Raw genomic sequence first — 24,990 nt, forward strand, 5'->3', positions numbered from 1 at the left:
GTCGGCTGGCAATCAGAACAGGTAATTCACGCTGATGGAGCCAGTCTCGGAAGTGGGACGCGCGGTGAGGTTGGCATTGACCGCGAGGCGGCTCGCCGCCTGCCAGCGCAGGCCCACCATGGCACCGGCACCGTCTTCGAACAGGCCGGCTCCCTCACTGGAATAGCTGGGCATGGCGTTCATGTTACCGCCCATGGACTTCACGCCCACCTCCAGGGAATCGTCGTCGGTACCTGTGGTGTCCTCATACCAGAGTTGTCCGTAGGCACTGACAGTGTCCCAGCTGTGGCTGGCGAAGGCGCCCATGCGCATGGTGGTATAGCGGCGCTCCTGGCTGCCGAAATGCATACCGAACGGATCCTGCTCTGCACCGCTGGCATCGGTATAGGTAAAGCCATCGATGGCGTCCTCGGTGTAACCGTCCACCTCAACGGTCGCGCGAGTGACATTGGCGAAGGGACCCAGGCGGGTGGGGCCGGTGAGAATGTTGGCACCGGCGGTCATGCTCAGGGACAGGTTCTCACCGGACGTCGTGGCATCCAGGCTGCTGTTGAAGCTGCTGCCCAGGCGGAACGCACGGCTGACATTGTCATAGTCCACATCCGTCATGGTCACGCTGGCATCCACAAACAGCACGTCGTAGTGGAAGCGGCCGAACATGCTGTAGTTGGTGGAGGTGGAATCCACTACGGATTGGGCGTTGTCCAGGCTGATATCGGAGCGGCTCAGTGCAAAGCCGACTTCCGCATTGCTGCGCAGGGCGTAGGTGGCTCCAAGAATACCGCCACTGCCATCGCCGCTGAGGTTGGGGGCAAAGCCGCTGCTGTAATCCGTATTGCCGAACACGCCGCCCACGAACACGCCGGTCTGCGCATCGCTGTAGCGGGCGCCGAGCAGGTTTTCGTCGAGGGTATTGGTATGGGTACGTGCTGCCTGCACACCGATATCGGGCAGCTGGCCCGCGACCTGGGAGGCATTGACGATCGCCGTGTAGTAATCGGCGAGCATATTCTGTGCGGCCTGGGTCGGATGCACGGCGTCGTTAAAGATCAGCTGGCTGTCATCGGGGTTTGTGCCATTGATGCCATAAACCGGGTGCTCGATACAGCCGCCACTGCCGTCGTAGCAGAGTTGCGACTGGTTGAATTCACCGGAGAAGCCCAGTGCGGCCGCATTGGCGAGGGAAACCTTGAGTACCCCATTCTGGTCGACCAGCAATACCCCATCGATATCGCCAGCGGCATTCATTAGTGTGCTGTTGAATCCGTCCACCGCAGTACCCGCCTGGGCCAGGGTGGACTCGATGGCGGCATTCAACTGTGCATCCGCTTCCTCTTGTGTGAGCAGGCCTGCCGCCACCGCGTTGGCGAGCTGTGCCGCTTCCGGGCTGTTGAGCACCGCCTGGCTGACGGCCGCAAACATACCCGGGGTGCTGCTGATATCCGGTACGTTGGAGACGAGAATGTAGTTGGCTCCCGCATTCGACAGCGCCTGGGCACCGTCGGCCAGCATATTGGCCGCGGTCTGTACCTCGGCACCGAACTGGGCGCCGTCGATCGTGCCGGACAGTAGCGAAGTGAAACCACCGAGCAAGTCGTTGCCGCCGCCATTGATCCAGTAAAGCGCTTTGCCGTCTGCTCGCCCTGCGGTGGTTTCCAGGTAGCCAAGACCCAGTGGGTGCGGGTTACCGGTAATACCGGAATCGGCGACGATGGCCGAGGGTGCGGCGTCGATCTGTGCCTGCAGGGCATCGGCCTGAGCCGTGTAACCGGCAGCGGTTACGGTATCGCCTGCGGCTTCAAACTGGGCTGCAGCTTCGCGCAGCTGGGCGACAATTTCCGGGCCCTGTAGCAGCAGCCCGAGCAGGTCCAGGTCTGCATAGAGGCCAGTGCTGGTCTCGCGGGTCGGGTCCGGAAGCAGGGCGCTGACAAAGTTGTGGTCGTTGACGTCCAGCGTCATGCCGTTCTGGGCCAGGTAATTGAAATAGCCCTCGGTGCCGAGAATGTTCAGCAGCACGTCCGCAGCGCGGTGGCCGCCCACCGCCCAGCCACCGCCCACGTTGGGCAGTGCCGCCTGCACCTGTGCCTGGGCAGAGGCCAGCAGTTCCGCCTCGCTCAACGCCGGATTCACTTCCGGCAGGCACAGGGCCAGACCGCCACAGGACGGGGTGACCGGACCCAGCCCCAGCTGTTGTGACATGATGCTGATGGCCGCTTGCTTGTCATCGCCGCTGGTGAATATGCCGGCATTGCCCACGTCGGTGAGGCTGTCACCAAAGGCAATGACCTGGGAAAAAGCGGGCTCGCCTGCTGAGGCAAAAGGGCTGGAAATTGAGGCAAGGGCGATAGCCGCAGCCAGGCTGCGTTTGACGTTGGGCATGGTTTTCTCCTGATCGCAGATGACCTGCGCCCAACGCTCGATTACTCGCCTGAATCAGTGAGTCCATTCGCTAAACCTGGGCGCAACTAAATTATTGTTTTTTCTATTCCTGCACCTCTAGGAACCTGGACAATACTAGCGGATTGGATTATCGCAGGAAAAGTAATTCCTCCCGACGTTTGTGTCCGTTGGGTCACACTTTCTGGTGCGCGCGTACAATGCAGCGGCTCACTTGATTGTTGCAGCCCTAGCGCAGCGTATGCAGGTACTGCAGGTGGCGTTCATATTGGGAGACCATGTCGGTAAGTATCTGGTCCTTGGTCCAGCCCATCACGTCGTAGTCCTGCCCGCCCTCGAACAGATGTACATCTGCCCGGAAATACACATCGCTCGAACCGTCGTCACGGCTATCGTCCAGCACTTTGTCGGGGTTATCGGTCTCCGGCTTGAGGGTGGCTTTCGGTTGCAGGCCGTAGATAAAACTGAGCTCTTCGCCGTGGAGTACTTCCAATTCCACGTAATGGTTCTCGCCCTCGGTGACCGTTGCGGTATAGCCGCTCTTTCGCATCTCTTCGGCAAATTCTTCCAGCGAGGGTTTGCCGACGTCATGGATAAACTCGTGCACTTCAGCCAGGGTCGGGAGCTGTAGCGCATTCTTCAGGCGTCGCTGCCAGACGACTGGATTGCGGGCGCTGATTGGCGCTACCGGTGCGTGGCGGGAAACCTGTTTCATCGTGTCCAGCCGCAGTGCTTTGATCAGCCCGTAAATCGCCACCAGCAGAATCGCAGAAAAGGGCAGGGCACTGACGATCACCGCCGTTTGCAAAGAGGCAAGGCCACCGGCCAGCAGCAGCGCAATGGCCACCGCGCCGATCAGGAAACACCAGAAAATCCGCTGCCAGAGCGGCGTATCATCGCGCCCGTGGGAGGAGAGCATATTGACCACCAGCGCACCGGAATCCGCCGAGGTAACGAAAAATACGATCACCATCAGCACGGCCACAAAAGAAAATACGCTGGAGAAGGGGAACTGTTCCAGAAACTGGAACAGTGCTACGGACTGATCCTTGGCCACCACCTCTCCCAACTGGGTAAGGCCCTGGTCGAGAATCATGTGGATGGCAGAGTTGCCGAAGAACGTCATCCACAGCAGCGTGACCGCAGCGGGCACCAGCATGGCACCCATGACAAATTCACGAATCGTGCGTCCGCGGGAAATTCGCGCGATAAACAGCCCTACAAAGGGTGACCAGGACATCCACCAGCCCCAGTAAAGAATCGTCCAGCCGCCGAGCCAGTCGGTAGGCTGGTAGGCGTAAAGGTTGAAGGTCTTGTTGACGATGACTGACAGGTAGTTACCGAAGTTCTGCACAAAGGCCTGCAGCAGGTAAACCGTGCTGCCCAGCAGCAGCACCATGAACAGCAGGATGCCGGCAAGGGTCATGTTGAGCTGTGACAACCGCTTGATGCCCGCATCCAGCCCCAGCACCACGGAAATAGTCGCGAGGATGGTGGTGACGATAATCAAGACCACCTGAACACCGCTACCCACGGGCAATCCGAACAGGTGGTTGAGGCCGGAGTTGATCTGCAACACACCGTAGCCAAGCGTCGTCGCTACACCGCACACCGTACCCACGATGGCAAATATATCCACCGCGTGGCCGATGGGGCCGTGAACGCGCTCGCCGATCATGGGGTAAAGCGCCGAGCGCAGGGTCAGAGGCAGGTTATGGCGGTAACTGAAATAGGCGAGGATCATCGCCACGATGGCGTAAATTGCCCAGGCATGGAATCCCCAGTGAAAGAAGGTGAGCACCATAGCCTGGCGTGCGGCCTCCACCGTGCCCGTGTCGCCGACCGGTGGATTCAGGTAATGCATCACCGGTTCCGCCACACCGAAGAACAGCAGGCCAATACCCATCCCGGCGGAAAACAGCATGGCAAACCAGGAGCCGAAACCATAGTCCGGCTCGACATGCTCGGGCCCGAGTTTGACACTGCCAAGGCTGGAGAGACCGATCACAAGCACGCAGATCAGGATAATGGCCACCACCAGCACGTAGTACCAGCTCCAGTAATCCACCACCCAGGCTTGCATCTGTTCAAAGAAAGTCGTGGCAGTCTGCGGGAACATGACTGCAAAGGCGACCAGCAACAGGAGCACGCCCGTCGCGGTGTAGAACACGGGCGGATCGAAGTGGGCGAGCTGCTGGGGCTTTTTCTCGGTCATAGCGCGATTACCACTTAAAATGCGGAAACTGAGAGAGGAGATTTTTTGCGCCTATCGGACTCAGCATAGACAATAGATGCTGTTATTAGGCTGCTTCATAAGAAATGAGTCTGACATGTTAAAAGTTTCTAGCAAGCTGGCGATTCCGCTGGAAGAGATCGAAATGAACGCCGTGCGCGCGCAGGGTGCCGGCGGCCAGAACGTCAACAAGGTCGCCAGTGCCATCCACTTGCGCTTTGATATTGCCGCTTCCTCCCTACCGGAAGAGGTAAAGACGCGCCTGTTGGCGCTGGGGGATCAGCGGATCTCCAGCGACGGTGTTATCGTGATCAAGGCCCAGCGCTTTCGCACCCAGGAAAAGAACCGGACCGACGCACTGGAACGGCTGCGGGAACTGGTTGCCAGCGCGACGCGCACACGCAAGAAGCGTGTGGCCACCAAACCCACGCGCGCTTCCAAGGAGCGCCGCCTGAAGCAGAAAACCCGCCGCGGGCAGATCAAATCCATGCGTGGGAAAGTGAGCGATCACTGATCCGTGTGACCAAACGGGACCGGTCGAACTGTTAATAAAAGAATCCGCAACATCAGCAACACTAGAAAGAGCGCTGAAGAATTCCATAAAGGAGGATGTCATGAGCAATCGCTACGCTGCCGAGGACCTGCACGCTTTTGTTACACAGCTGTTTCACCGTGCAGGGTTGGCCCAGGATCGCGCCGCCGTGATGGCCAATATCTTCCTGCAGGCGGACCTGCTGGGGTTCACCACCCATGGCCTCAATCGGGTTTCCAGTAACCTGAGCTGGCTGGTCAATGGCGAGACCCGCAAGGATGGTGAGCCGGAAGTGCTCTCGGATCGTGGCAGTTGCTTTAACTGGGATGCCAATTTCCTGCCCGGCCCCTGGGTACTGTCCCAGGCGGTCGGCCAGGCTTTGCAGCGGGTGGAAGAACACGGGGTGGTGACGGCTACCCTGCGTCGCAGCCAGCATATCGCCTGCCTGGCCGCCTACCTGCCGCCCATTATCGAGAAGGGTTGCATCGGTATCCTCACCTGTTCGACTCCGGCAGAGCGTACCGTCTCGCCTCAGGGCAGCCGCGATGCCCTGTTCTCTGCCAACCCCATCGCCTTTGCCGCGCCGGCGGGTGAGTACCCGCTGTTGTTCGATATCAGTATGTCGGTCACCGCTGGTGGCTACGTGTCCCGCGCCAAGCGGGAAAAGCGCATGCTGCCCACCGAGTGCCTCAAGGACAATCAGGGACAGCTCTCCAAAGACCCCGCCGCCTTTGAAGAAGGTGGCAGCATCTTGCCGGTGGGCGGTGCCGACCACGGTTACAAGGGCGCGGCGCTCAGCGCCATGCTGGAAGTGTTATCCATGGGGCTCAGCGGCTACGGCCGCGGCGACGAGCAGTCGAGTCACGATGACGAAGCCAACTCCGTGTTCCTGCAGGTGATCGACCCGCAGGCCTTCGGCAAGTCCGCCGACTTCCTGCGCCAGACCACCGCACTCTGCAACCTGTGGGAATCCTGCCGTCCCGACGAGGGCAGTGACAGCGAAGTGCGTGTCCCGGGTCAGCGCGCCTGGAGCGCCCGCAGCCGACAGCTGGAAGAGGGCGTGGAGCTGTATCCGTCCATCATGGATGACCTCGATCCCTGGGCGGACAAGCTCGACGTTATCGCCCCGCGGCCCATCGACTGAAAAGGAAAACGCTTGATCAGGAAAATCGGACCCACTGAGATAGGGTCAGTGCATCGGGCAACCTGTCACTGCGGTGCCGTAGAACTGGAGCTCAGCCTGCCGGATGGTATTGTCGATCCGCGCCGCTGTGATTGCTCCCTCTGCCGTCGCCGCGGTGCCATTGTCGCTTCGGTACCACTATCCGGAATTCGTATCGTCAAAGGACAGGAGCACCTGCGGTTGTATCAGTTCAATACCAACACGGCCAAACACTATTTTTGCGGCACCTGTGGCGTATACACCCATCACCAGCGTCGCTCCAACCCAAAGCAGTACGGATTCAACCTGGCATGTCTGGACGGGGTTAACCCGTTTGATCTTGGTGAAGTGCCGGTGATGGCCGGGGTAAACCATCCATCGGACCGGGAGGCTGCGGCGCAGTGACCGATACCCAGACCCTGCAAGCGATCGAACAGACCCTCGCCTTTGTTGTTGAAGTCGAAAAACTCAAAACGGTAGTGCGCAATACCCGCCCGGTAGGGCTCGATCGCTACGAGAATTCTGCCGAGCACAGCTGGCATGTGTGCCTCACGGCGCTGATGCTCAAAGACTTTGCCGATGAGGCAATTGATATCGACCGGGTAATCCGCATGTTGCTGATCCACGACCTGGGCGAGATCGATGCGGGCGATACCATCATCTATGCCAGTGAAACGCCCGAACAGAAGGGCGCCGAAGCGGAGGGTGTCAAGCGCATCCTGGCCATGCTGCCCGGCGACCACTTGCAGGAATATTTTGCCCTGTGGGAGGAGTTCGAAGCGGGCGAAACCGCCGATTCCCGTTACGCCCGTGCGGTGGACCGTGTACCGCCGTTACTGCACAACCTGCACGGCGGCGGCCACAGCTGGCGCAAGCACGACGTGCCGAAGGAAAAAGTACTGCAGCTGAACAGCCGCATCGCCAAGGGCAGTCGTGCCCTGTGGGAAGTGCTGGAGGCTCGCCTTCAGGGCGCGGTGGAAGAGGGTATCCTCAAATAGCCTGCAATCGGACAAATAAACCGGCAAACAAAAAGGCGCGCAGTTTTCGCTGCGCGCCTTTTATTTTTCACACAATTCTGCGTTTACTTGTACGGCGTACGCATCTCCACTTCGTGGAAGGCCGCTTCCCTGAGCACCAGCTCGTGCTCCATATCCTCGATTTCATGGCCCAGCTCTGTGTGCCGGGTTTTGAGACGGGCGATATCCGCCAGTAGTTCGATACGTTCTTCCTTGGTCGCTTCATCGCTCACCAGATGCGCGCTCATCTCGGTGATGTCATCGAGGATATGCTCGCGCTCGTTGTGAGCACTCTGGATCGCGTTGGTGACTTCATTCACCGCCCGCTGTGCCTGGTAGAGCTCGCGTCCCGACTCATAGCCCATCAGGAACAACCCTTCCAGGTCCTGCGGGCAGACGCCGCCGTAGTTGCCGCCGGCACGGCCAATGCGGAAGCCGCGTCTTTCTGTACAGTAAAGTTCCAGCCCCTCATTGCGACCGGCCCGGTAGGCATTGGCATTCGGCTGTACACCGTGATCAGCACAGGCCTGGCGGCGTTTGCCCAGCATGGCCACGGGCTGGCCGGCGGCGCCGTCTTCGTAGCCGATGGTGTGCCAGTCGGCGGTGATGCATTCCTCTTCACTCATGGTGGCGCAGCCGCCCAGCAGCAGGGCGGCGAGCACCAGTAAGGTGATTCCCTTGGCAGTATTCACGATATTTCCCTTTCCCCAGTAACCGTGATGATTAGGGCGCCTAAGGTATCGCACTGCAGCTGACTGCAGCCTGAAGCAAACCCCGTAAACGTGATGTGCGTCACAAAAATTCCGGAACCTTGAACGGTCGTACTGCAGGTTGTGACCGGAGTTGCTGAACCGTTTTCAGGCTGGCGCAGAAACTAACGCCGATTGTGGGCCATGGCGCGGCCAACCTCCCGGAAAAGAAATCGGGGCGTCTCATTCCACGACAATAAGCCCGAAATCGCGCCAAGCAGTACTAGGATAGGGGGGCAAAGCAAAAGAACAGACAACCAATAAAGAAAGAGGATACGCGGATGAATGATTTCGTCGCCATGACCGCTCTCGACCTGCTGCAAGGCTACCGGGACAAATCATTTTCCCCCGTAGAAGTCACCGAGGCGCTGCTTAAACAGATCGAGCGATGTAACTCCACCGTCAACGCCTACAACCTGATCGACCGGGAAACCACCCTGGAATTTGCCCGCGCCTCCGAGCAGCGCTATCAGTCGGGTGATACCTACGGCCAGCTCGACGGTGTGCCGGTGGCCATCAAAGACGTGTTCCTCACACCCATGTGGCCCACCCTCAAGGGCTCGAAGACCATCGATCCTAAGTCGACCATCAACAAGTCCGCCCCGGCGGTAGCGGCGCTGGAGCGCAATGGTTACGTGCCACTGGGCAAGACCACCACGCCGGAATTCGGCTGGAAGGGCGTCACCGATAATCCCATCGACGGTGTTACCCGCAACCCCTGGAACCCGGACAAGACCGCTGGCGGTTCCAGTGGTGGCAGTGCCGCGGCAGTACCACTGGGTATGGGTCCGCTGGCGCTGGGCACCGATGCCGGTGGCTCCATCCGTATTCCGGCCGGTTTCTGCGGTCATGTGGGCCTGAAACCCAGCTTCGGCGAAGTGCCGCACTGGCCCGCCAGCCCGTTCGGTACCCTGGCCCATGCCGGCCCCATGACCTGGACCGTGGCCGACTGCGCGTTGATGATGAATGTGCTCTCCGAGGCAGACGATCGCGATACGAATGCCATCCCGCGCCGCAATATCGATTACCTGGCGGCCATTCGCGGTGAGCCCGGTGATTTACTAAAGGGCCTGAAAATCGCCTTCAGTGCCACCCTCGGTTACGTGCAGGTGGACCGGGAAGTGGAAGAGACGGTGCGCAAGGCCGCGCACGTGTTGCAGTCCCTCGGCGCAGAGATTGTGGAAGTGGCGCCGGGCTTCGACGATCCCCTGGCGCCGTTCGGCCACCTGTTTTATGGCGGCGCCGCCAATGCGCTGCGGGACCTCAACAAGCGCCAGCGCGCACAGATGGATCCGCAACTGGTGGCGGTGTCGGAAAAGGCCGCCCAGCTTTCCATGCTCGATTACCTCGGTGCGGTGAATGAGCGCGCCGCGCTGTGCGAGCGCATGGTCGCGTTCCATCGCAAGTACGACCTGCTGCTCACGCCCACATTGCCGATTACCGCGTTCAAGGCCGGGCGCGAAGTGCCGGAAGACTGGCCCAGCACCCGCTGGCCCTCCTGGACGCCATTTACCTATCCGTTCAATCTCACCGGCCAGCCGGCACTGTCTGTACCCTGCGGCTTCTCCAGCGATGGCCTGCCTATCGGCCTGCAGATTGTCGGGCGCAAGTTCGACGATGCCACCGTGCTGCGCGCCGGCCAGGCCTATCAGCTGGCGGCACCGCTGACCGATAAACGTCCGGAACTCTTCTATGAAAATGCGGCTGAGGGGGCGCAGGCGTGAGTCGGCTGGATTTCGATTTCTACGAGTCGGAGGATCCGGTCTGGAATCCGGCGCTACTGACCATCCCTGTGCCCGGCATTCGAAAGATGGTGAATCTGGCCGCCACCATGGACGATGTGATTCACCTGTCCATCGGCCAGCCGGATGCACCGACGCCGCCGCACGTGATTCACGCCACCATCGATGCGCTGGAAGCGGGCCAGACCGGCTACACCATGGATGCAGGGTTGCCGGAACTGCTGGAGGCATTGGCGGAATACAACAGCGAGCGCTATGGCCGGCCGATTTCGCCGGAAAATATCCTTGTCACCACCGGTGCGACCGAGGCTATTTATCTGGCGCTCACCGCCGTGTCCGCCCCCGGGCGCGAATTTATCGTGCCGGATCCCTCGTTCATGCTGTATGCCCCGCTGATCCGTATGAATGGCGGCGAGGTGAAATACATCCCCACGCGGGCGGAGAACAATCACCAGCTGGATCCGCAGGAAGTTATCGATGCGATCGATAACAACACCCATGCCATCATCCTGAACTCCCCCAGCAATCCCACCGGCACCGTCTACCCGCGGGAGACGGTGGAGGCCATCGTGCAGGAGGCCGCCTACCGCGGCATCTATGTATTGAGTGACGAGGTCTACGATCACCTGATTTATGACAACCGGGACTATGCCAGTGTGTTGTCCTGCTGTTCCGATCTCGATCATGTAATGATCATGAGCAGCTTCTCCAAAACATTCAGCATGGCTGGCATGCGCATCGGTTGGTTGATCGCCAGCCAAGGTGCAATCCGCAAGCTTCGGCGCTACCACATGTTTACCACCACGGTTGCCAATACGCCCTGCCAGTGGGCCGGCGTCGCGGCGCTGCGCGGTGATCGCAGCTTCATTGACAAGACCGTCGATATCTATCGCCAGCGCCGCGACCGGCTCGTGGAGCTGGTGAACCAGACCCCCTACCTGGAAGGGTATACCCCCGAGGGCGCTTTCTATCTTTTCCCTGCCTTGCCCGAGGGTGTCAACGGCAATAACGTCGCCCTGCGTATGCTGCGGGAAACCGGCGTCTGTACCATTGCCGGCGATACGTTTGGTGAGTCCTGTAGGAATGCCATCCGCATTAGTTACGCGACGTCGATCGAAAATATCGAGCGGGCATTTGAGCGGATTATTCCGTGGATGGAGAAACAGGATTTTGGCTGAGTGAAAGGAGCAGAGGAGGGAGGTTAGACCACTACCAAGCAACGGTAGTGGTCAGGCTCGTGCAATATTCAGGCGGGTTGTGCGACCCCCTGAACCAGCCACGCCTCCGCCTCGTCCTCCTCATCCAGATCAAAAGCTTTGATATCCAGCCCCGGGAAAAGCTTGCCTTCCAGCTCGGCAGCGGTCTGTAGCCAGTCCGTATCGGTGAGCAGTGCCACACGATCGTAATGGCCCATGGTGCGTAGCAATTCAGGGATGCGCGAAAGCTTGATCATCATGGCGCCAAAGCTTGGCAGGTGAAAATCCCGAATCCGGTACAACATCCTGCCTTCTTCGATATCCTGCGACCGGGCAACAAAGTCGTCGAGGGCCTTTTCCATCTCGGTACCATTCAGGTCACCGGAAAAATCGATATCGAGGCGGTTCTTGCCATTCTTTTTGATACTCAACATGTCACTCTCCGCTTTGTCAGATTACGAAGCACAATTTCGCTTGGCCGTTATACGTCCGTGTTGAATCGCTAGTAAGTAGATTAACGAAAAGCCCTGCCATGGGATTGATCTCGATCAAGCCCGTCAGCGGTAAAAATTACCAACAGGTTTCGCTCTCCCATCGGTCCAGCTAGATACAAAATAAAAAGGGGCGCGATGCGCCCCTTGTGATTGCCTGCCAGTCAGTCGACTGGATTAGTTGCTGCTCCAGTAAGCATCCAGCTGCACACCACTGGCGCCGCGCTTGCGGGCTTCGACACCAATATGCCAGGTGCCTGCGGCCGGGTTGCTGATAGTGCAGGATTCGTTGTTACCGCCACCGCCATCCTTGCAGTCATAGGTGGCACTGTCGGGGGCTGCACCAAAGCGCACATACAGCTCGACGTTGCCACTGCCACCTGAAGTACTCACATCGAGGCTGTTGGCGCCGGCCGGTACTTCGATGGTGAAGTACTGCCATTCGTCACGGCCGAAACTCAGGTTGGTTTCGGTAAATCCATCGCTGGTCGGACCGCCGCTACCGTCGGTGACGGTCACAGACTGGGTATCGCTGTCGGTCGCGCCGTCATCGTCAGTGACGGTCAGTGTCACCGAGTAGGTTCCGGCCGAGGCGTAGGAGTAAGTGGGGTTCTGGTCGCTAGAGCTGCCGCCGTCGCCGAAGTCCCAGTCGTAGCTCACGATACTGCCGTCGCTGTCAGAGCTGGCATCGGTAAAGGTCACGAACAGGTCGCTGGCGCTGAAGCTGAAGCCGGCGGTCGGAGCCTGGTTCGTCGGTGTACCGCCTCCGCCAACTGCGTCAATAGCCGCACTGGCATCGATGATACCGGCTCCACAACCGCCACTACAGGCGCCCGGAAGCGGTCGAGCCGTGGACTTGAGGACGCTCTCGACTTGGGCCGGGGTGAGTCCGCTGTCCGTCGCGTACATCAGTGCTGCGGCCCCGGAAACGTGCGGTGCGGACATGGAGGTGCCCTGGTAGTAGACGTACGCCTCATTGCCGGGGCTGGTGGTGCCGTCATTCAACGTGGAGGCCACGCCATGGGTACCGTCGAACTGCACGTCGCCACCGGGTGCGCTCACATCCACGATGGAACCGTAGTTGGAGTAATAAGCGCGGGCTCCAAAGCGTTCGGTCGCCGCAACCGAGATGACATTGTTACAGCTGGCGGGTCGGAAGCCCGAAGCATCCGCATCGCTGTTACCGGCACTCACCACCACGGTCGCACCATTCGCAACGGCGGTATCGATCGCGGCCTGGTAAGTGGAGTCACAGGCACCACTACCGCCCAGGCTCATGTTGATCACCTGCGCGGGATTGGAATTGACCGGTACCCCGGCCACACTGCCGCCGGAGGCCCAGACAATACCGTCGGCAATATCCGACAGGTAACCGCCGCACTTACCCAGCACGCGCACTGGAACCACCTTGGCATCGAAAGCCACACCCGACACGCCCTTGTTATTGTCGGTCACCGCCGCGATGGTGCCGGCCACGTGGGTGCCGTGCCAGCTGCTGTCCCGGGCAGGGCTTAAGAAACTGCACTCATTGAAGCTCACCGCATCGCCCGGGTCGCTGGCGTCCGCGTCGCGACCGTCGCCGTCATTAGACACAAAGGTATCGTCGATGAAGTCATACCCCGGCAGCATGTTGGCATCCAGGTCGGAGTGGTAAACGTAGCCGGTGTCCAGCACTGCCACGGTCGCACCGGTGCCGGTCTGCTTGTCCCAGGCGGCTTCCAGGTTGATGCCGCCGGTGGCCTCGAAGTAGTGCCACTGCACGTTGTAGTAGGTGTCGTTGGGTACGAATTGCGGCTGCATCAGTGCGTCTTCTTGCACCGATACCACATTCGGGTCGGCTTCCAGGGCAGCCATGAATTTATTCAGTTGTGCCGCCGGCATGCGCTGGTTCAGACGGTATACCTGCCGGTCGCGCAGCGCCATACCGCGCACGTGTGCCAGGCTCACGCCACCACGTGCACCATAAGCCTTGGCCTTGGCGGGCCAGTCGCGCTGTTGTGTATCACTGTACTGAACGATGATGCGTTGCGGCACATTGGAAAGGTCGGTAACTCCGGTGGAGCTTACGGCCTGGCTGCTGACAGCGGCAGCGCCGAAGGCGACGGCGAGCACTGATGCAGCAATACGGGACCCCTTCAGAATGGATTTCATTCTTATTCTTCTCCTTGGGTTTGCTTTGGAGTGGGTAAATAGCAGGGGCACCAATCCCGCTGTTGGCGAGAGGCATCCATGCCTCCGGTATTGTCCGGGCACCCGTCGGCCGAAGAAGCTGGCTGAGTTCTGCCCGATGAAAAACACCGGTACTGAAACCATTTTCGATTGTGGGCGCTGGATCAAGCATTTAAGGCCAGAAACGAGACATCACTAGCAATACTTGGTAGATTCAACCGACACTGATTTTCTGGCGTGGCGCTTTCTTCATTTCAAGTGACTGGAGAGATTCGGGAGATGATTTTCGCGCCATCGACTCTATGCCTGAGACCTAAAAGTATCGGGAAGCTGCCCCTTTAGCGGGCCTTGCAGTGAACCGTTGGTTGGCTGTGGATGGAGGGGTAAATAAGAAATGAAAATTACTGCTACCGATATCCCTGACGTAAAAATCATTGAGCCCAGGGTGTTTGGTGACGAGCGGGGCTTCTTCTTTGAATCCTTCCGGCAGGACCAGTTCAACCGCGAATGTGCGGAGCGCACATTCGTGCAGGACAACCACAGCAAGTCCGGCAAGGGGATTCTGCGGGGGCTGCACTACCAGACCGAACAGACCCAGGGCAAGCTGGTGCGTGTCACCCAGGGAGAGGTCTTTGATGTAGCCGTTGACCTGCGTAAGAGCTCGCCGACATTTGGCCTGTGGGTCGGTGTCCTGCTCTCGGCCGAGAACAAGCGGCAGTTATGGGTCCCGGAAGGGTTTGCCCATGGCTTTTATGTCACCAGTGATACGGCGGAATTCGTCTATAAATGTACGGACTACTATGCCCCCCAGTATGAGCAGTCCATACGTTGGGATGACCCGGAACTTGCTATCGACTGGCCTCTGGCAGAAGGGGAGGCCCCGAAGCTCTCCGCCAAGGATGCTCAGGGGAAATTGTTCAAGGATGCCGAGTTTTTCGCCTGAGAGCTGCAAAAGCCAATAGCCGAAAGGCAGCCAGGAACTCTGGGAAATCCAACACGGCTTGCCTTAGATGGTCGAACAGGATTTAGCCCGTCCAAATTGCGCTGACAGGAAAATATGAAACTATTAATTGTCGGGAAAAATGGCCAGCTCGCTCAGGAGCTGGTCAAAAGAAAGCCAGAAGGGATTGAGCTCATCGCCCTGGGCCGCAAAGAAATGGATATTACCGATGCCAGCACCACGATGGAGGTGGTGGGGCAGTACAGCCCTGACCTGGTCATCAACGCTGCCGCGTACACCGCAGTGGACCGTGCAGAGGAAGAGCGCGCTCTGGCTTTCGATGTGAATGCACGCGGTGCGGAACAACTGGCCTGGGCCTGCCGGGAGTTTCGGGCACGACTGATCCATGTATCTACCGACTTTGTCTTTGATGGCCGGCAGTCACGCCCCTACGGTGAAGAAGACGGTGTGCGCCCCCTCAACGTGTACGGGCTGAGCAAGGCGGCCGGTGAAGCAGTTGTGCGGTCAATTCTGCCGGAGGCCATCATCATCCGCACGGCCTGGGTATACAGCGCACATGGCAGCAACTTCCTGAACACCATGCTCCGCCTGATGAACGAGCGTGACCAGTTGGGCGTAGTCAGCGACCAGGTCGGCACCCCGACCAGTACCCGCACCCTCGCCGACACCATCTACCATCTGGCCGGGCAACCCAATTGCCAGGGTATCTACCACTGTACCGATGAGGGCGTGGCCAGTTGGTATGATTTTGCCGTCGCAATCCTGGAGGAGGGGCGCAGTGCAGGCTTGCTGCCACAAGAGCGTGCCGTTGCCATCAAACCCATCAGCACGGCCGAGTACCCGACCCCGGCCAAGCGGCCTGCCTACAGCGTGCTGGACAAACGGCGCCTGACGGAAGAACTTGGTGTAGAACTGGCACACTGGCGACAGGCCCTACGGGAGGTATTGCAGGAGAAAGTTTCAGGGGAGAATGCCTCACAGTAAATGCGCTTACCCAGGCTAGTGGGAAGGCGGTCATCGGCCAGCTAAAGGGCTTTAACCGAGTGCCGGGAAAGGGCGGGTATCTGGCCGGATCAGCAAACGCAGAGTTGTAAAAATCAAAGGAAGAGCGGTACCCAGAAAATAACAAAGGGTAATCAAAGGATGAGTAACCTACTTGTGACCGGCGGAGCCGGCTTCATTGGTGCCAACTTCGTGCACTACTGGCTGCAAACCTATCCCGATGACAAAGTCATCGTGCTCGACGCCCTAACCTACGCCGGCAACCGGGCCAACCTGGAGCCGGTGGCGGGCAACCCTAACTTCCTTTTCTGCCATGGCGATATCTGCGATACAAGCCTGGTCGAAACTCTGCTCAGGCTGCATCAGGTGGACACGCTGGTGCACTTCGCTGCAGAGAGTCATGTGGACCGCTCGATCAGTGGCCCAGACGCCTTCATCGAAACCAACATCATCGGCACTCACAGCCTGCTCAAGGCGGCAAAGAAAGTCTGGCTCGATGAAGGTCTGCAGCCGTCGCACCGCTTCCACCATGTTTCCACCGATGAGGTCTACGGCACCCTCGGCCCCGATGACCCCGCGTTCAGCGAGACCACCCCTTACGCGCCCAATAGCCCCTATTCCGCCAGCAAGGCAGCATCGGACCACCTGGTGAGAGCCTACCACCACACCTATGGCCTGAATGTCACCACCAGCAACTGTTCCAACAACTATGGGCCATATCATTTCCCGGAGAAGCTGATCCCCCTGGTGATCACCAACATCCTGCTGGACAAGCCATTGCCCGTCTACGGTGATGGCCAGCAGATTCGCGACTGGCTTTACGTGGAGGACCATGCACGCGGTATCGAGTTGGTGATCAAGAAGGGTAGGTTGGGGGAGTCGTACAATATTGGTGGCAACAATGAGTGGGCCAATATCAATATCGTCCGCCTGATCTGCAACCTGATGAACCAGGCCTTTGCCGATGACCCTGCCCTCAGCAAGCGCTATCCGGAGGCCTATAACGCCATTGCTGGTCAGGCGGAAGCACTGATTCAGTATGTGGAAGACCGCAAGGGCCACGACCGGCGTTATGCCATTGCACCGGAGAAGTCCAACGAAGAACTCGGTTACCGGCCGCTGGAGAGCTTCAATTCGGGCATCATGAAGACCATCGACTGGTACCTGTCCAACGACGCCTGGTGGCGGGCGATCCTGGACGGCAGCTATCGGCGGCAGTCCGATCTGGATGGGATTCCTGCCTGGCAGGCCGATATGACAGCGGTCATCGAAAGTACCTGACGCCCAGGTCAGGGCATGTGCGTCGCTAAACGGCAACTATCCAGCACGCCTGTGGGCGTGCATTTATCTTTTCAATCATTAAACTGTGTGCCCAGCTAGGTCGACCACGCTTGTGCGAATTTTGAGCAATTTGCCGCGTGCCGGCCCAATCCGAAGAAGTAGCAAGTAAAAAGAAGGTAAAGGCATGCTCCTGCCCGTTATTATGGCCGGTGGTTCCGGCTCACGTCTGTGGCCATTGTCCCGCCAGCTCTTCCCGAAACAGTTCCTGCCCCTCACTGGCGAGCAGACCATGTTGCAGGAAACCTGCGCGCGCCTGGACGGTCTGGACCATCAGCCGCCGCTGATCATCTGCGGCGACGATCACCGCTTTACCGTGGCAGAGCAGCTGCGCGAAGCGAAGGAAGGACACAGCGGCATCGTGCTGGAACCGGCCGGCCGTAACACCGCGCCGGCAGTCGCTCTTGCCGCACTGCGCGCAACCACCGGTGGCGAGAGTGATCCGCTGTTACTGGTGCTGGCCGCCGACCACGTGATCCGCGATGTGGCTGCTTTCCAGGATGCCGTGAACAAGGCCATTCCCCATGCCGAGCAGGGCAAGCTGGTGACTTTCGGCATCGTGCCCACCGGGCCCGAGACTGGCTACGGCTATATCCGACGCAACGCCGACAGCGGTGATACCGCCTTCGCCGTGGAAGAGTTTGTCGAGAAGCCGGACCTGGCCACTGCGGAACAGTACGTGGCTAGCGGTGACTTCTACTGGAACAGCGGCATGTTCCTGTTCCGCGCCAGCCGTTACCTGGAGGAACTGAAAGCCCACCGCCCGGATATGCTCGCCGCCTGCGAGCAGTCGATGACCGGCGCGGCCATCGATATCGACTTCGTGCGCCCGTCACAGGAGAGCTTCCTCGCCTGCCCGGACGACTCCATCGACTACGCCGTGATGGAAAAAACCCGCGATGCGGTCGTGGTCCCCATGGACTGCGGCTGGAGCGATGTGGGTTCCTGGTCGGCGCTGTGGGAAGTGTCCGACAAGGACGACAACGGCAACACCGCCCGTGGCGACGTGATCCTGCAGGACTCCAAGGGTTGCTACGTGCAGAGCGACAGCAAGCTGATCGCTACCGTCGGCCTGGAAGATGTGGTCGTGGTGGAGAGCGATGATGCCATCCTCGTCGCCGCCAAGGACCGCGTGCAGGACATCAAGAAGGTGGTGAACCAGCTGAAGGCCGAGAATCGCTCAGAAGCACAGGTCCACCGCAAGGTTTACCGTCCCTGGGGCTTCTACGATTCCGTCGATGCCGGCGACCGTTTCCAGGTGAAGCGCATCGTGGTCAAGCCGGGTGCCAAGCTCAGCCTGCAGATGCACCACCACCGCGCCGAGCACTGGATTGTGGTGTCTGGCACCGCCATGGTGACCAATGGTGATAAAGAGATTCTGGTGACCGAAAACCAGTCCACTTACATCCCGCTGGGGGTGACCCACCGGCTGGAAAACCCGGGTTCCATCCCGCTGGAACTGATCGAAGTGCAGTCCGGTTCCTACCTGGGTGAGGACGATATCGTCCGTTTCGAGGATCAGTACGCGCGGGTGTAATCACTCTGTTTCCCTGCCGCGAGATGCCGGCGCAGGTCGGCATCTCGCCAAGTGGAAAGTGCTAACTAATCTCGAAAATAAAAAAGGGCCCCTGCGGGCCCTTTTTTGTTGATACTGCCTGAACGTCAGTTCTTGGACGGGCAGCGCTCGTCACAACCACCGGCACCGGCGATGGGCGGCGGGGCGGACGGGATTGGCGGAACAGCGCCGCGGCCAGGGGCAAGTGCGGAACGGCCAGCGGCAGTTGCCGGGGAAACGGTGGCCGGGTCGGCACCACCGGCAATGGCGGCACCCACTGCATCAGTTTCCTCAACGCCAGCTGCTACAGCAGCATCGACAATTTCCTGTGCCTGATCCGGATTCGCGGCCACGGCGTCGGCAATGATTTTTTCAGCATCCTGCGGGTTGGCTGCAATCGCCTGCTTGACCTGCTCCGCGATCGGCAGCTGCTCGGTGGTAGCTTCCTCTACTGCGGGCTCTACGGTTGCTGCAGCGCTTTCCTCGGTACTTTCGGTTGCTTCCACCGCGTCTTGCACCGTGCCTTCTTCCGGGGCCACAGCCTCGTTCATGGCGAGTACCTGCGCTGGCTCTATCGCCTCATCGGCCACGCGGCCCTGCTCTGCTTCCTTATTGAAGGCTGCGGCGACCTGCTGCTCAATGGAAGTTGCCTCTGTACTCTCCTGCTCGGCCGGCTTGGGCTCTTCCGGCATTACCAGCAGAGAACCTTCTGTCGCTTCTTCGCCAGTGCTTTCGGTAGAGGCGACTGATTCTTGCTGCTCTGCGGCCTGTTCAGTCTCAGTTACTTCTGCCACAGACTCTTCTGTCGCTTCGGCTGATGCTTCTTCAGCTTGTACTTCTTCGTCAGCGGCTGCCTCGCTCTCCGGCTCTGCGGCAATCTCAGTTTCTTCCCTGGTCACAGTTTCTTCTGTGACTTCTTCACCAGCGATTTCTTGCTCGCTGGTCTCTTCACTGAAGTAGTTGTACGCAGTGACGGCAACTGTTGCCACCAGTACGACCACTCCGAGTGGCCCCCAAAAAAACCTCTTGGTCATTTCAACCCCTTTTGATTTTTCTTAGAAAATTTCCCCATAAGGAAATGGATTCTACTAGTCGCGGAATAAATGGGAAGAGTTCACAGGAGCTTTGTGAGCGTATCCATTAAATAATTTGCGTAGCGAGCAGATTTTGTTTTGTGGTGACAGTATTCTGCCAATTGCGAGGGCTACAGCGGTTAGAAAGGGGCTGAACGTGTTCGATATTGGTGCGGGCAGTTAACGAATGGGCAGGCTTGCCACCAAAACTCCAACAAGCGCAGCGGCTATTTCCGTTTATTTGGGCAAGGCGTCCTTTTTCTGTGCCGTAAGTGCCCGGTTTTCAGCCTGCATAAACCGCGCCTGCCAGGCCAGTGCCAGGCACAGCAGGAAATAAATCGCCGTGGCTGGTGCCTGCAGGTGGAAGTCCGTCAGCAGCATGATCAACTCGGCAATAATTGCCATCACCGCCGCAAAGGCCATGCCCTGCATCAGGCTGTCGCGCCGCTCACGCAGCGCACTGAAGGCGTGCATCAGGCTCCACAATACGGCAATACCCAGCAGTACCATGGCCGGCAGGCCGAACTCGATGGCAAATTGCAGGTAGTCATTGTGGGCCAGATCGTAAAAGGTCTGGATCTCGGGACCCTTCACGCTGGGGAAGGCGGAATAGAAACTGCCGCCGCCGGTGCCGGCCAGGGGGTGCTGTTCAATCAGCGCCAGCCCATAGCGGTTTACCTCGTCCCGTGTTTCCTGGGTGAAACTGGTGTTTTCCAGCCGGTTCTTCAGCTTTTCCACCCCGAACCAGCTGCCCACAATAAACAGGTCGATAACCAGCAGGCTCGCAAGTAGCACGGTCAGGCTGCGGCTCTTTTTGCGGATCAACAGTAGGCCTAGGACACCAGTGATAGAAAGGCTGGCAAAGAACGCGGTGTTGGCCATGCGCGAGTGGGACATCACCAGTCCGATCACCATCATCGCCAGGCACAGGCGCACCACCGCCTTGCCATTCATCAGTGTGGCCAGGGTGCCGCGTAGGAATTCGCGCAGTGAGCCGGCTTTCTTGCGCGACAGGCTCGCAATCAGCAGACCGATGCCAAAGCACAGGCACAGCACCAGGAAGTTGCCGAAGTGGTTCTTGTAGCGGAAACCACCGGTGGCAATGGTGCTGTTGGGGAAGCCCAGTATCCAGGTGGTCTCAGAACCGGATAGCGCCAGTAGCACCCCGTAAAACGCCTGGAAAGTGCCGGTGAGTACAATCACCAACGCCGTCAGCTTCAGACGCTGCGGCGTGTTCACCAGTGCAACAGCCAGAAACAGCAGGCACCAGTAACTCAAGCCTTTTAACAAGCCGATGTGGGTCTGGTTGGGATCCAGTGATAGCGTGCCCAGTGCCGCCTGCGGATCGGCAGTCAGGAAGTGCGCGGCCCGTTCAGGAGAGATTGCCTCCATCAAGCCCATAGGCAGCGGCAACACCTGTAAACCCACCCAAACCTGGAACAGGGCAAACAATCCCAGCAGTGGGGCAAACGGCTTTAAATCCTGCAAGCGCGGTGAGTAGGCATTCACCAGCAGCCAGCCACCGAGCAGGGCAAAGGCCCACACTTCCAGCAGCGCCCATGCCCAGGGCCGGTGCGAGCCCAGCGGCACTGGCAGCCAGAACAGCAACACCAGCAAGGCGTAAAACAGGCCGCGCTCAAGGCGCTGGATGCGGGGGCTGGCTTCGGTCATAGGGTGGGATCAATACGTGAACAGCTGTTTGTTGTAATCGTGAAAACAATCAAGGGTTTGGGCGCAAAAGCGGAGCCTAGTGTTTTGCTGTGTTGTCGTCATGCCAGCGCAGGTTGGCATCCTGGCCCTACTGATTTTACTCAGGTCCGCTCGGTGCCCAGGCAGCTACTACAGAAAGATTACGGAAACCCAAAACGAGAAAAGGCCCTCGCGGGCCTTTCCTTGGTGCAGCGTAATGTCAGTTCTTTGACGGGCACTTGTCATCGCAGCCACCCGCACCGGCAATCGGGGGCGGTGAGCTGGGCATGCCCGGTGCAGCGCCAGTGCGGCCCGGAGCCAGGGAGGAGCGGCCAGCGGCCGTCGCGGCAGAAACTTTACTCGGGTCGGCGCCACCGGCAATAGCGGCAGCCACCGCATCACGGGGCTTTACGCCCTTGGCGATCGCGGCGTCGACAATTTCCTGCGCCTTATCGGGGCGGTTAGCCACGGCAGCGGCAATAATCGCATCGGCTTCTTCCGGCGCGATGGCCAGCGCCTCGGTCACGGCGGCTTCCACCGCAGTACCTTCGGCCACTGCATTGGCGATCACCTGGTTCATGGTGTAACCGGCCTTGATATATTCGGCTACGTCCGCTGTGGCGATACCGCTGAGCAGGCTCGCGCCCAGTGCAACCCCCAAAACCGCCTTCTTCATGATGGCTCCTTTTATCAGTGTTTTTTTCCCGAAAGATGCGCCCAATTGTACCGGGCCCGCCGTAAATGGGAAGAGTTCACGCCATAAGGGCCAACGGTTTCTCATCCTCGCTTGTGGATAAACTCGTTAAAAAATCCATTTTGTCCTGTAATGACAGCAGGCCTCTGCCCAGGCATTCCGGAATGCCTTTATGCAGTGGGTTCAGGTTGCAGCCTGTTTTGCGCTTTGTGCTCCTGCAAACGGCCGTTTCTGGAGGCTTGCATACTACCAGTCGCTTTAGCGGGTGTTGCTGGCTTCCCTGCGGGCCGCTGCACTTGAATCTCCAGCACCGGTGGGTTCGGTTTACCGATACACTCCCCGTAAACACACCACTGGAACGGGCCCAGCAGCCGCATTTGTGCAAAAGCCCACTTGAGACGTTCCAGGGCCGCCCGCCGGGTGATCGATCCTGAAAGCGGCATCACCATCACGCGCAGCCCCCGGCCCTCGGCACGGGGTGGCACGGGGTCGCCAGCGCTGGACTCGGGCTGGATGGCCCCAATCGCCGCGCACAGCCAGCCGGCCAGCCCGCAGGCGGCGGTGCGGTAGCTGTGCGGCATATAAATGGCGTACTCCTGCCCCCCCAGGTGATAGAGCTGCACCCCGGGGGACCAGCTTTCCAGGTGCGCGCGCAGCAGTTCCGGCAGGGCGCTGCCGGCTAGAGAGTTAGAGTTTTGATTCCAGCTTGGGCCGCTACCGCCATCGGTATCCACCAGCAGCCAGTACTCTTCACCGCTCCGTGCGCCCCAGCGTTCCCGCTTGCACAGCTGCTCTTCAAATTCCCTCCGGTTGCCCATTGGTGGCAGCGCGGTTGTTGCGGCGGGTTTTGTTTGGGGTTGCTGGTTGCTGCGTCTCCACGCCGTGAGCAGCGCCAGGGCCATGCTAGCCACAAAAAGCCCTGCGTAACCCTTGGCCAACCGCCATAACTGTTGCTGGGCGGGTGCGGTGTGGATCTGTGCCTCCACAAAGGCAAGGGCTTGCCAGCCCTGATCGATGGTCGCAGCCGCGGCCGGTGGCTTGAGGTCTATCCACTCAGTGAACCAGGCGGGCACCGGTGTTTGCAGTGTGGGGCTGTGCCGTTCCGTCAGGATGGTATTGTCCAATGCGCGGACAGAGATCGCCCGGTAGTGCCCGCCCTGCACCAGGGCAGTGATGGTGGTCTCCAGGCTCAGGGTATCGTCCTCTATTACATAGGGACGCAGGGCCAGTGCCAGGGTGTTGGCGCTATCCCGCGCAGTGCCCTGCAACTCCGTCTGCAGGTAGTCGCGCGTAGTCGCCATCGAGAGCCACAGGCCTCCGCCCAGAGCCAGGACCAGAACCAGCGCCAATGGCAGGGAGTGTAGGGTGCGAAGGCCAGGTGGGGTGTTCGGTCGGTCCATGACAACCCTCCTTCTTTATATACGATGCTGTCTTTTATTGTTGAAATATCAGTTTTCGAGTCGGCGGGGTGGCTAATAAATGTCCAGCCCCTCAGACCGTAGCCGCCGGCGTAGGTCCTCCCACATGAGTGAACCACTGTAATCCCGCACTTGCTGGGGCTGGGCGGACAAGGGTTGCAGCCAAATTCCGGCGGAATTGAAACTATAGACCGGTTCCAGATCTTTGCGCTGGTCAGCGGGCGCTACCGTGTTGGTCAGGTTATCCAGTACCAGCGGCACCACGCCGGGGGCGGGCGTATACAGCAGCACCATGTGGGCCTGGTTACGCTCCAGGGCATTTACATACATCAGGCGCAGTTGCGCGGGCGGTATCTCTACTGCCTGTAAAGTGAACAGCTTGGCAATGACAAAGTCTTCACAGTCCCCTCCCTGGGAGGCGACAAACTCTACCGGCGTAGCCCAGTAATCCTCCACCCCCCAGTGGGCAGTGTCTTCCACAAATGGCACCCTGTTCAGGTAGCGGTTGACCCGCTTCAGGCGCTGTTGCGCACTGCCGCCGGTCTGCACGCGTATAAACCGATCCCAATGCTGTAAATGCCTACCTGCGCCTGAGCCGAAGCGGGCCTCCATTTGGCCCACCAGCCCCGGCGGTATCAACGGCGTATTCGCAGGCATCGCCTCAGCGGCAAATAACAACCCCAGGGTGAACGTGGCCAACAACAGGCTCCGTGTGCCCAGCAAAACCACGGACCGAAAACTGCGTGGTAAAGATTGGTTTCGAACTTGCATTCACATCCCTGAAAGCCACAAGAGCGTAATAAAGCCTTAAGGGGCTGGGTTAAGTAGCGGCACGCAGCCCAGCACAGGCCAACAGGAAGAAGTGTGGCAGCCCCAAAACGGGCCGCACGAAAAGCGCCGGTATTCACGTAGTAGCACACGCCGTTATTTGGTGCTTGTGGAGTGAGTGCAGAAAGAGCAAGTCGCCACAAACGGTAAAGTCGTCAAGTGATAAATAGGCGAGAGATAGATGTAGCAAAGAGCAGCCACTCGCAGTTTGACGTCAAATATCCAAAAAGATGAATAAACCATCAGTGGAAAGCCGTCATTAAGTGGTACGAATACATCAGTTTGCCGCTAGGACATGATTGCTGACACGGGATGACAACGCTCCCCAGAAAAAAACGTTGAAGCGGACTCACCGCGCATTGAAGTGCCAACGGGGTCTGGTAAAGTGTGACTCCTGTCACGCCGCAAGTGCGAGCCAACCAGGGTTGGCCAAAAAATAGACACTGGCGTGACCGCTTAACTGACCAAACCGGCTGATTGGGGTTGACCAGCTTCAATACAGGAACCGGCAAGCTGCCTTCAGGAAGGTTGCAGCCAGGAAAGTCACAGCGGCAATTGAATAAACACGGGGTCAAGGGGCCACTGCCAACGGGTGGTGGGAGCTGGGGGAGTCCATTCAAATGGTATCGCGCGCTGCCCATGGGGATGGGCGCCGCGTACCGCCTTGCTGAACCACCGCGCAGCCGCGCGGTGGTTCAGTGCCGTCCCTCCTAATCCAATTCCGGTAATGTCGGCTCCGCTTGCC

The 24,990-nt window shown here is 59.2% G+C and carries 20 protein-coding genes; 10 read left to right on the forward strand and 10 right to left on the reverse strand.

Features of this window, described 5'->3' with window-relative positions; all coding sequences use genetic code 11:
• Positions 1-12: 12 nt before the first annotated feature.
• The gene (locus AUP74_RS08605; RefSeq protein ID WP_069947217.1) at positions 13-2,379 is read right to left on the reverse strand and encodes an autotransporter outer membrane beta-barrel domain-containing protein; all 2,367 of its coding nucleotides are present in this window, start codon (positions 2,377-2,379) and stop codon (positions 13-15) included.
• Between the two features lie 247 nt (positions 2,380-2,626).
• A complete protein-coding gene (locus AUP74_RS08610; protein ID WP_069947218.1) occupies positions 2,627-4,612 on the reverse strand; it encodes a BCCT family transporter in 1,986 nt (661 codons plus the stop codon).
• A 115-nt stretch (positions 4,613-4,727) separates the two neighbouring features.
• Here AUP74_RS08610 and arfB point away from each other — a divergent pair, with 115 nt between their 5' ends.
• The 4 genes from arfB to AUP74_RS08630 all read left to right on the forward strand — a co-directional run bounded on the left by arfB (position 4,728) and on the right by AUP74_RS08630 (position 7,322).
• Complete coding sequence (gene arfB, locus AUP74_RS08615) at positions 4,728-5,144, forward strand: alternative ribosome rescue aminoacyl-tRNA hydrolase ArfB (RefSeq protein WP_069947219.1); 417 nt, start codon at positions 4,728-4,730, stop codon at positions 5,142-5,144.
• A gap of 100 nt (positions 5,145-5,244) precedes the next feature.
• Positions 5,245-6,306: an Ldh family oxidoreductase gene (locus AUP74_RS08620; RefSeq protein ID WP_069947220.1), complete on the forward strand. Its 1,062-nt coding sequence runs from the start codon at positions 5,245-5,247 to the stop codon at positions 6,304-6,306.
• Positions 6,307-6,354: 48 nt separating this feature from the next.
• Positions 6,355-6,729 (forward strand): GFA family protein, encoded by a 375-nt coding sequence (locus AUP74_RS08625; protein WP_226999740.1) that lies wholly within the window; start codon positions 6,355-6,357, stop codon positions 6,727-6,729.
• Positions 6,726-7,322, forward strand: coding sequence for an HD domain-containing protein (locus tag AUP74_RS08630; protein WP_226999741.1), 597 nt, complete (start codon positions 6,726-6,728; stop codon positions 7,320-7,322). The genes AUP74_RS08625 and AUP74_RS08630 overlap by 4 nt, the downstream gene beginning before the upstream one ends.
• Before the next feature lie 83 nt (positions 7,323-7,405).
• Here AUP74_RS08630 and AUP74_RS08635 read toward each other — a convergent pair whose 3' ends face one another.
• The gene (locus AUP74_RS08635) at positions 7,406-8,032 is read right to left on the reverse strand and encodes a DUF2799 domain-containing protein (protein ID WP_069947222.1); all 627 of its coding nucleotides are present in this window, start codon (positions 8,030-8,032) and stop codon (positions 7,406-7,408) included.
• A gap of 338 nt (positions 8,033-8,370) precedes the next feature.
• On the opposite strand from AUP74_RS08635, the gene AUP74_RS08640 reads away from it, so the two are divergent.
• Positions 8,371-9,813: an amidase gene (locus AUP74_RS08640; protein ID WP_069947223.1), complete on the forward strand. Its 1,443-nt coding sequence runs from the start codon at positions 8,371-8,373 to the stop codon at positions 9,811-9,813.
• Positions 9,810-11,009 carry a pyridoxal phosphate-dependent aminotransferase gene (locus AUP74_RS08645; protein WP_069947224.1) on the forward strand — a complete coding sequence of 400 codons (1,200 nt, stop codon included), beginning with the start codon at positions 9,810-9,812 and terminating at the stop codon, positions 11,007-11,009. The genes AUP74_RS08640 and AUP74_RS08645 overlap by 4 nt, the downstream gene beginning before the upstream one ends.
• A gap of 68 nt (positions 11,010-11,077) precedes the next feature.
• On the opposite strand, the gene AUP74_RS08650 is transcribed toward AUP74_RS08645, so the two are convergent.
• Both AUP74_RS08650 and AUP74_RS17530 read right to left on the reverse strand, forming a co-directional pair.
• Positions 11,078-11,461, reverse strand: a complete 384-nt coding sequence (locus AUP74_RS08650) for a SpoIIAA family protein (RefSeq protein ID WP_069947225.1) — start codon at positions 11,459-11,461, stop codon at positions 11,078-11,080.
• A gap of 234 nt (positions 11,462-11,695) precedes the next feature.
• Positions 11,696-13,669, reverse strand: a complete 1,974-nt coding sequence (locus AUP74_RS17530; RefSeq protein ID WP_069947226.1) for a S8 family serine peptidase — start codon at positions 13,667-13,669, stop codon at positions 11,696-11,698.
• 412 nt (positions 13,670-14,081) lie between these two features.
• On the opposite strand from AUP74_RS17530, the gene rfbC reads away from it, so the two are divergent.
• The 4 genes from rfbC (at position 14,082) to AUP74_RS08675 (ending at position 18,525) form a co-directional block, all read left to right on the forward strand.
• A complete protein-coding gene (gene rfbC, locus AUP74_RS08660) occupies positions 14,082-14,630 on the forward strand; it encodes a dTDP-4-dehydrorhamnose 3,5-epimerase (protein ID WP_069947227.1) in 549 nt (182 codons plus the stop codon).
• Positions 14,631-14,744: 114 nt separating this feature from the next.
• Entirely contained in the window at positions 14,745-15,632 is an 888-nt protein-coding gene (gene rfbD, locus AUP74_RS08665) for a dTDP-4-dehydrorhamnose reductase (protein ID WP_069947228.1), read from the forward strand.
• Between the two features lie 159 nt (positions 15,633-15,791).
• Positions 15,792-16,931 carry a dTDP-glucose 4,6-dehydratase gene (gene rfbB, locus AUP74_RS08670; protein WP_083260881.1) on the forward strand — a complete coding sequence of 380 codons (1,140 nt, stop codon included), beginning with the start codon at positions 15,792-15,794 and terminating at the stop codon, positions 16,929-16,931.
• 184 nt (positions 16,932-17,115) lie between these two features.
• The gene (locus tag AUP74_RS08675) at positions 17,116-18,525 is read left to right on the forward strand and encodes a mannose-1-phosphate guanylyltransferase/mannose-6-phosphate isomerase (RefSeq protein WP_069947229.1); all 1,410 of its coding nucleotides are present in this window, start codon (positions 17,116-17,118) and stop codon (positions 18,523-18,525) included.
• Between the two features lie 125 nt (positions 18,526-18,650).
• Here AUP74_RS08675 and AUP74_RS08680 read toward each other — a convergent pair whose 3' ends face one another.
• The 5 genes from AUP74_RS08680 to AUP74_RS08700 all read right to left on the reverse strand — a co-directional run bounded on the left by AUP74_RS08680 (position 18,651) and on the right by AUP74_RS08700 (position 24,116).
• Positions 18,651-19,577, reverse strand: coding sequence for a hypothetical protein (locus AUP74_RS08680; RefSeq protein ID WP_069947230.1), 927 nt, complete (start codon positions 19,575-19,577; stop codon positions 18,651-18,653).
• Between the two features lie 276 nt (positions 19,578-19,853).
• Positions 19,854-21,287, reverse strand: coding sequence for an O-antigen ligase family protein (locus AUP74_RS08685; protein ID WP_069947231.1), 1,434 nt, complete (start codon positions 21,285-21,287; stop codon positions 19,854-19,856).
• 238 nt (positions 21,288-21,525) lie between these two features.
• The gene (locus AUP74_RS08690) at positions 21,526-21,981 is read right to left on the reverse strand and encodes a hypothetical protein (protein ID WP_069947232.1); all 456 of its coding nucleotides are present in this window, start codon (positions 21,979-21,981) and stop codon (positions 21,526-21,528) included.
• A gap of 188 nt (positions 21,982-22,169) precedes the next feature.
• A complete protein-coding gene (locus AUP74_RS08695; protein ID WP_069947233.1) occupies positions 22,170-23,399 on the reverse strand; it encodes a LapD/MoxY N-terminal periplasmic domain-containing protein in 1,230 nt (409 codons plus the stop codon).
• Between the two features lie 72 nt (positions 23,400-23,471).
• Positions 23,472-24,116, reverse strand: coding sequence for a transglutaminase-like cysteine peptidase (locus AUP74_RS08700; protein ID WP_158514555.1), 645 nt, complete (start codon positions 24,114-24,116; stop codon positions 23,472-23,474).
• Between the last annotated feature and the right edge of the window lie 874 nt (positions 24,117-24,990).

The sequence above is a fragment of the Microbulbifer aggregans genome, assembly GCF_001750105.1.
Lineage (GTDB): Bacteria > Pseudomonadota > Gammaproteobacteria > Pseudomonadales > Cellvibrionaceae > Microbulbifer > Microbulbifer aggregans.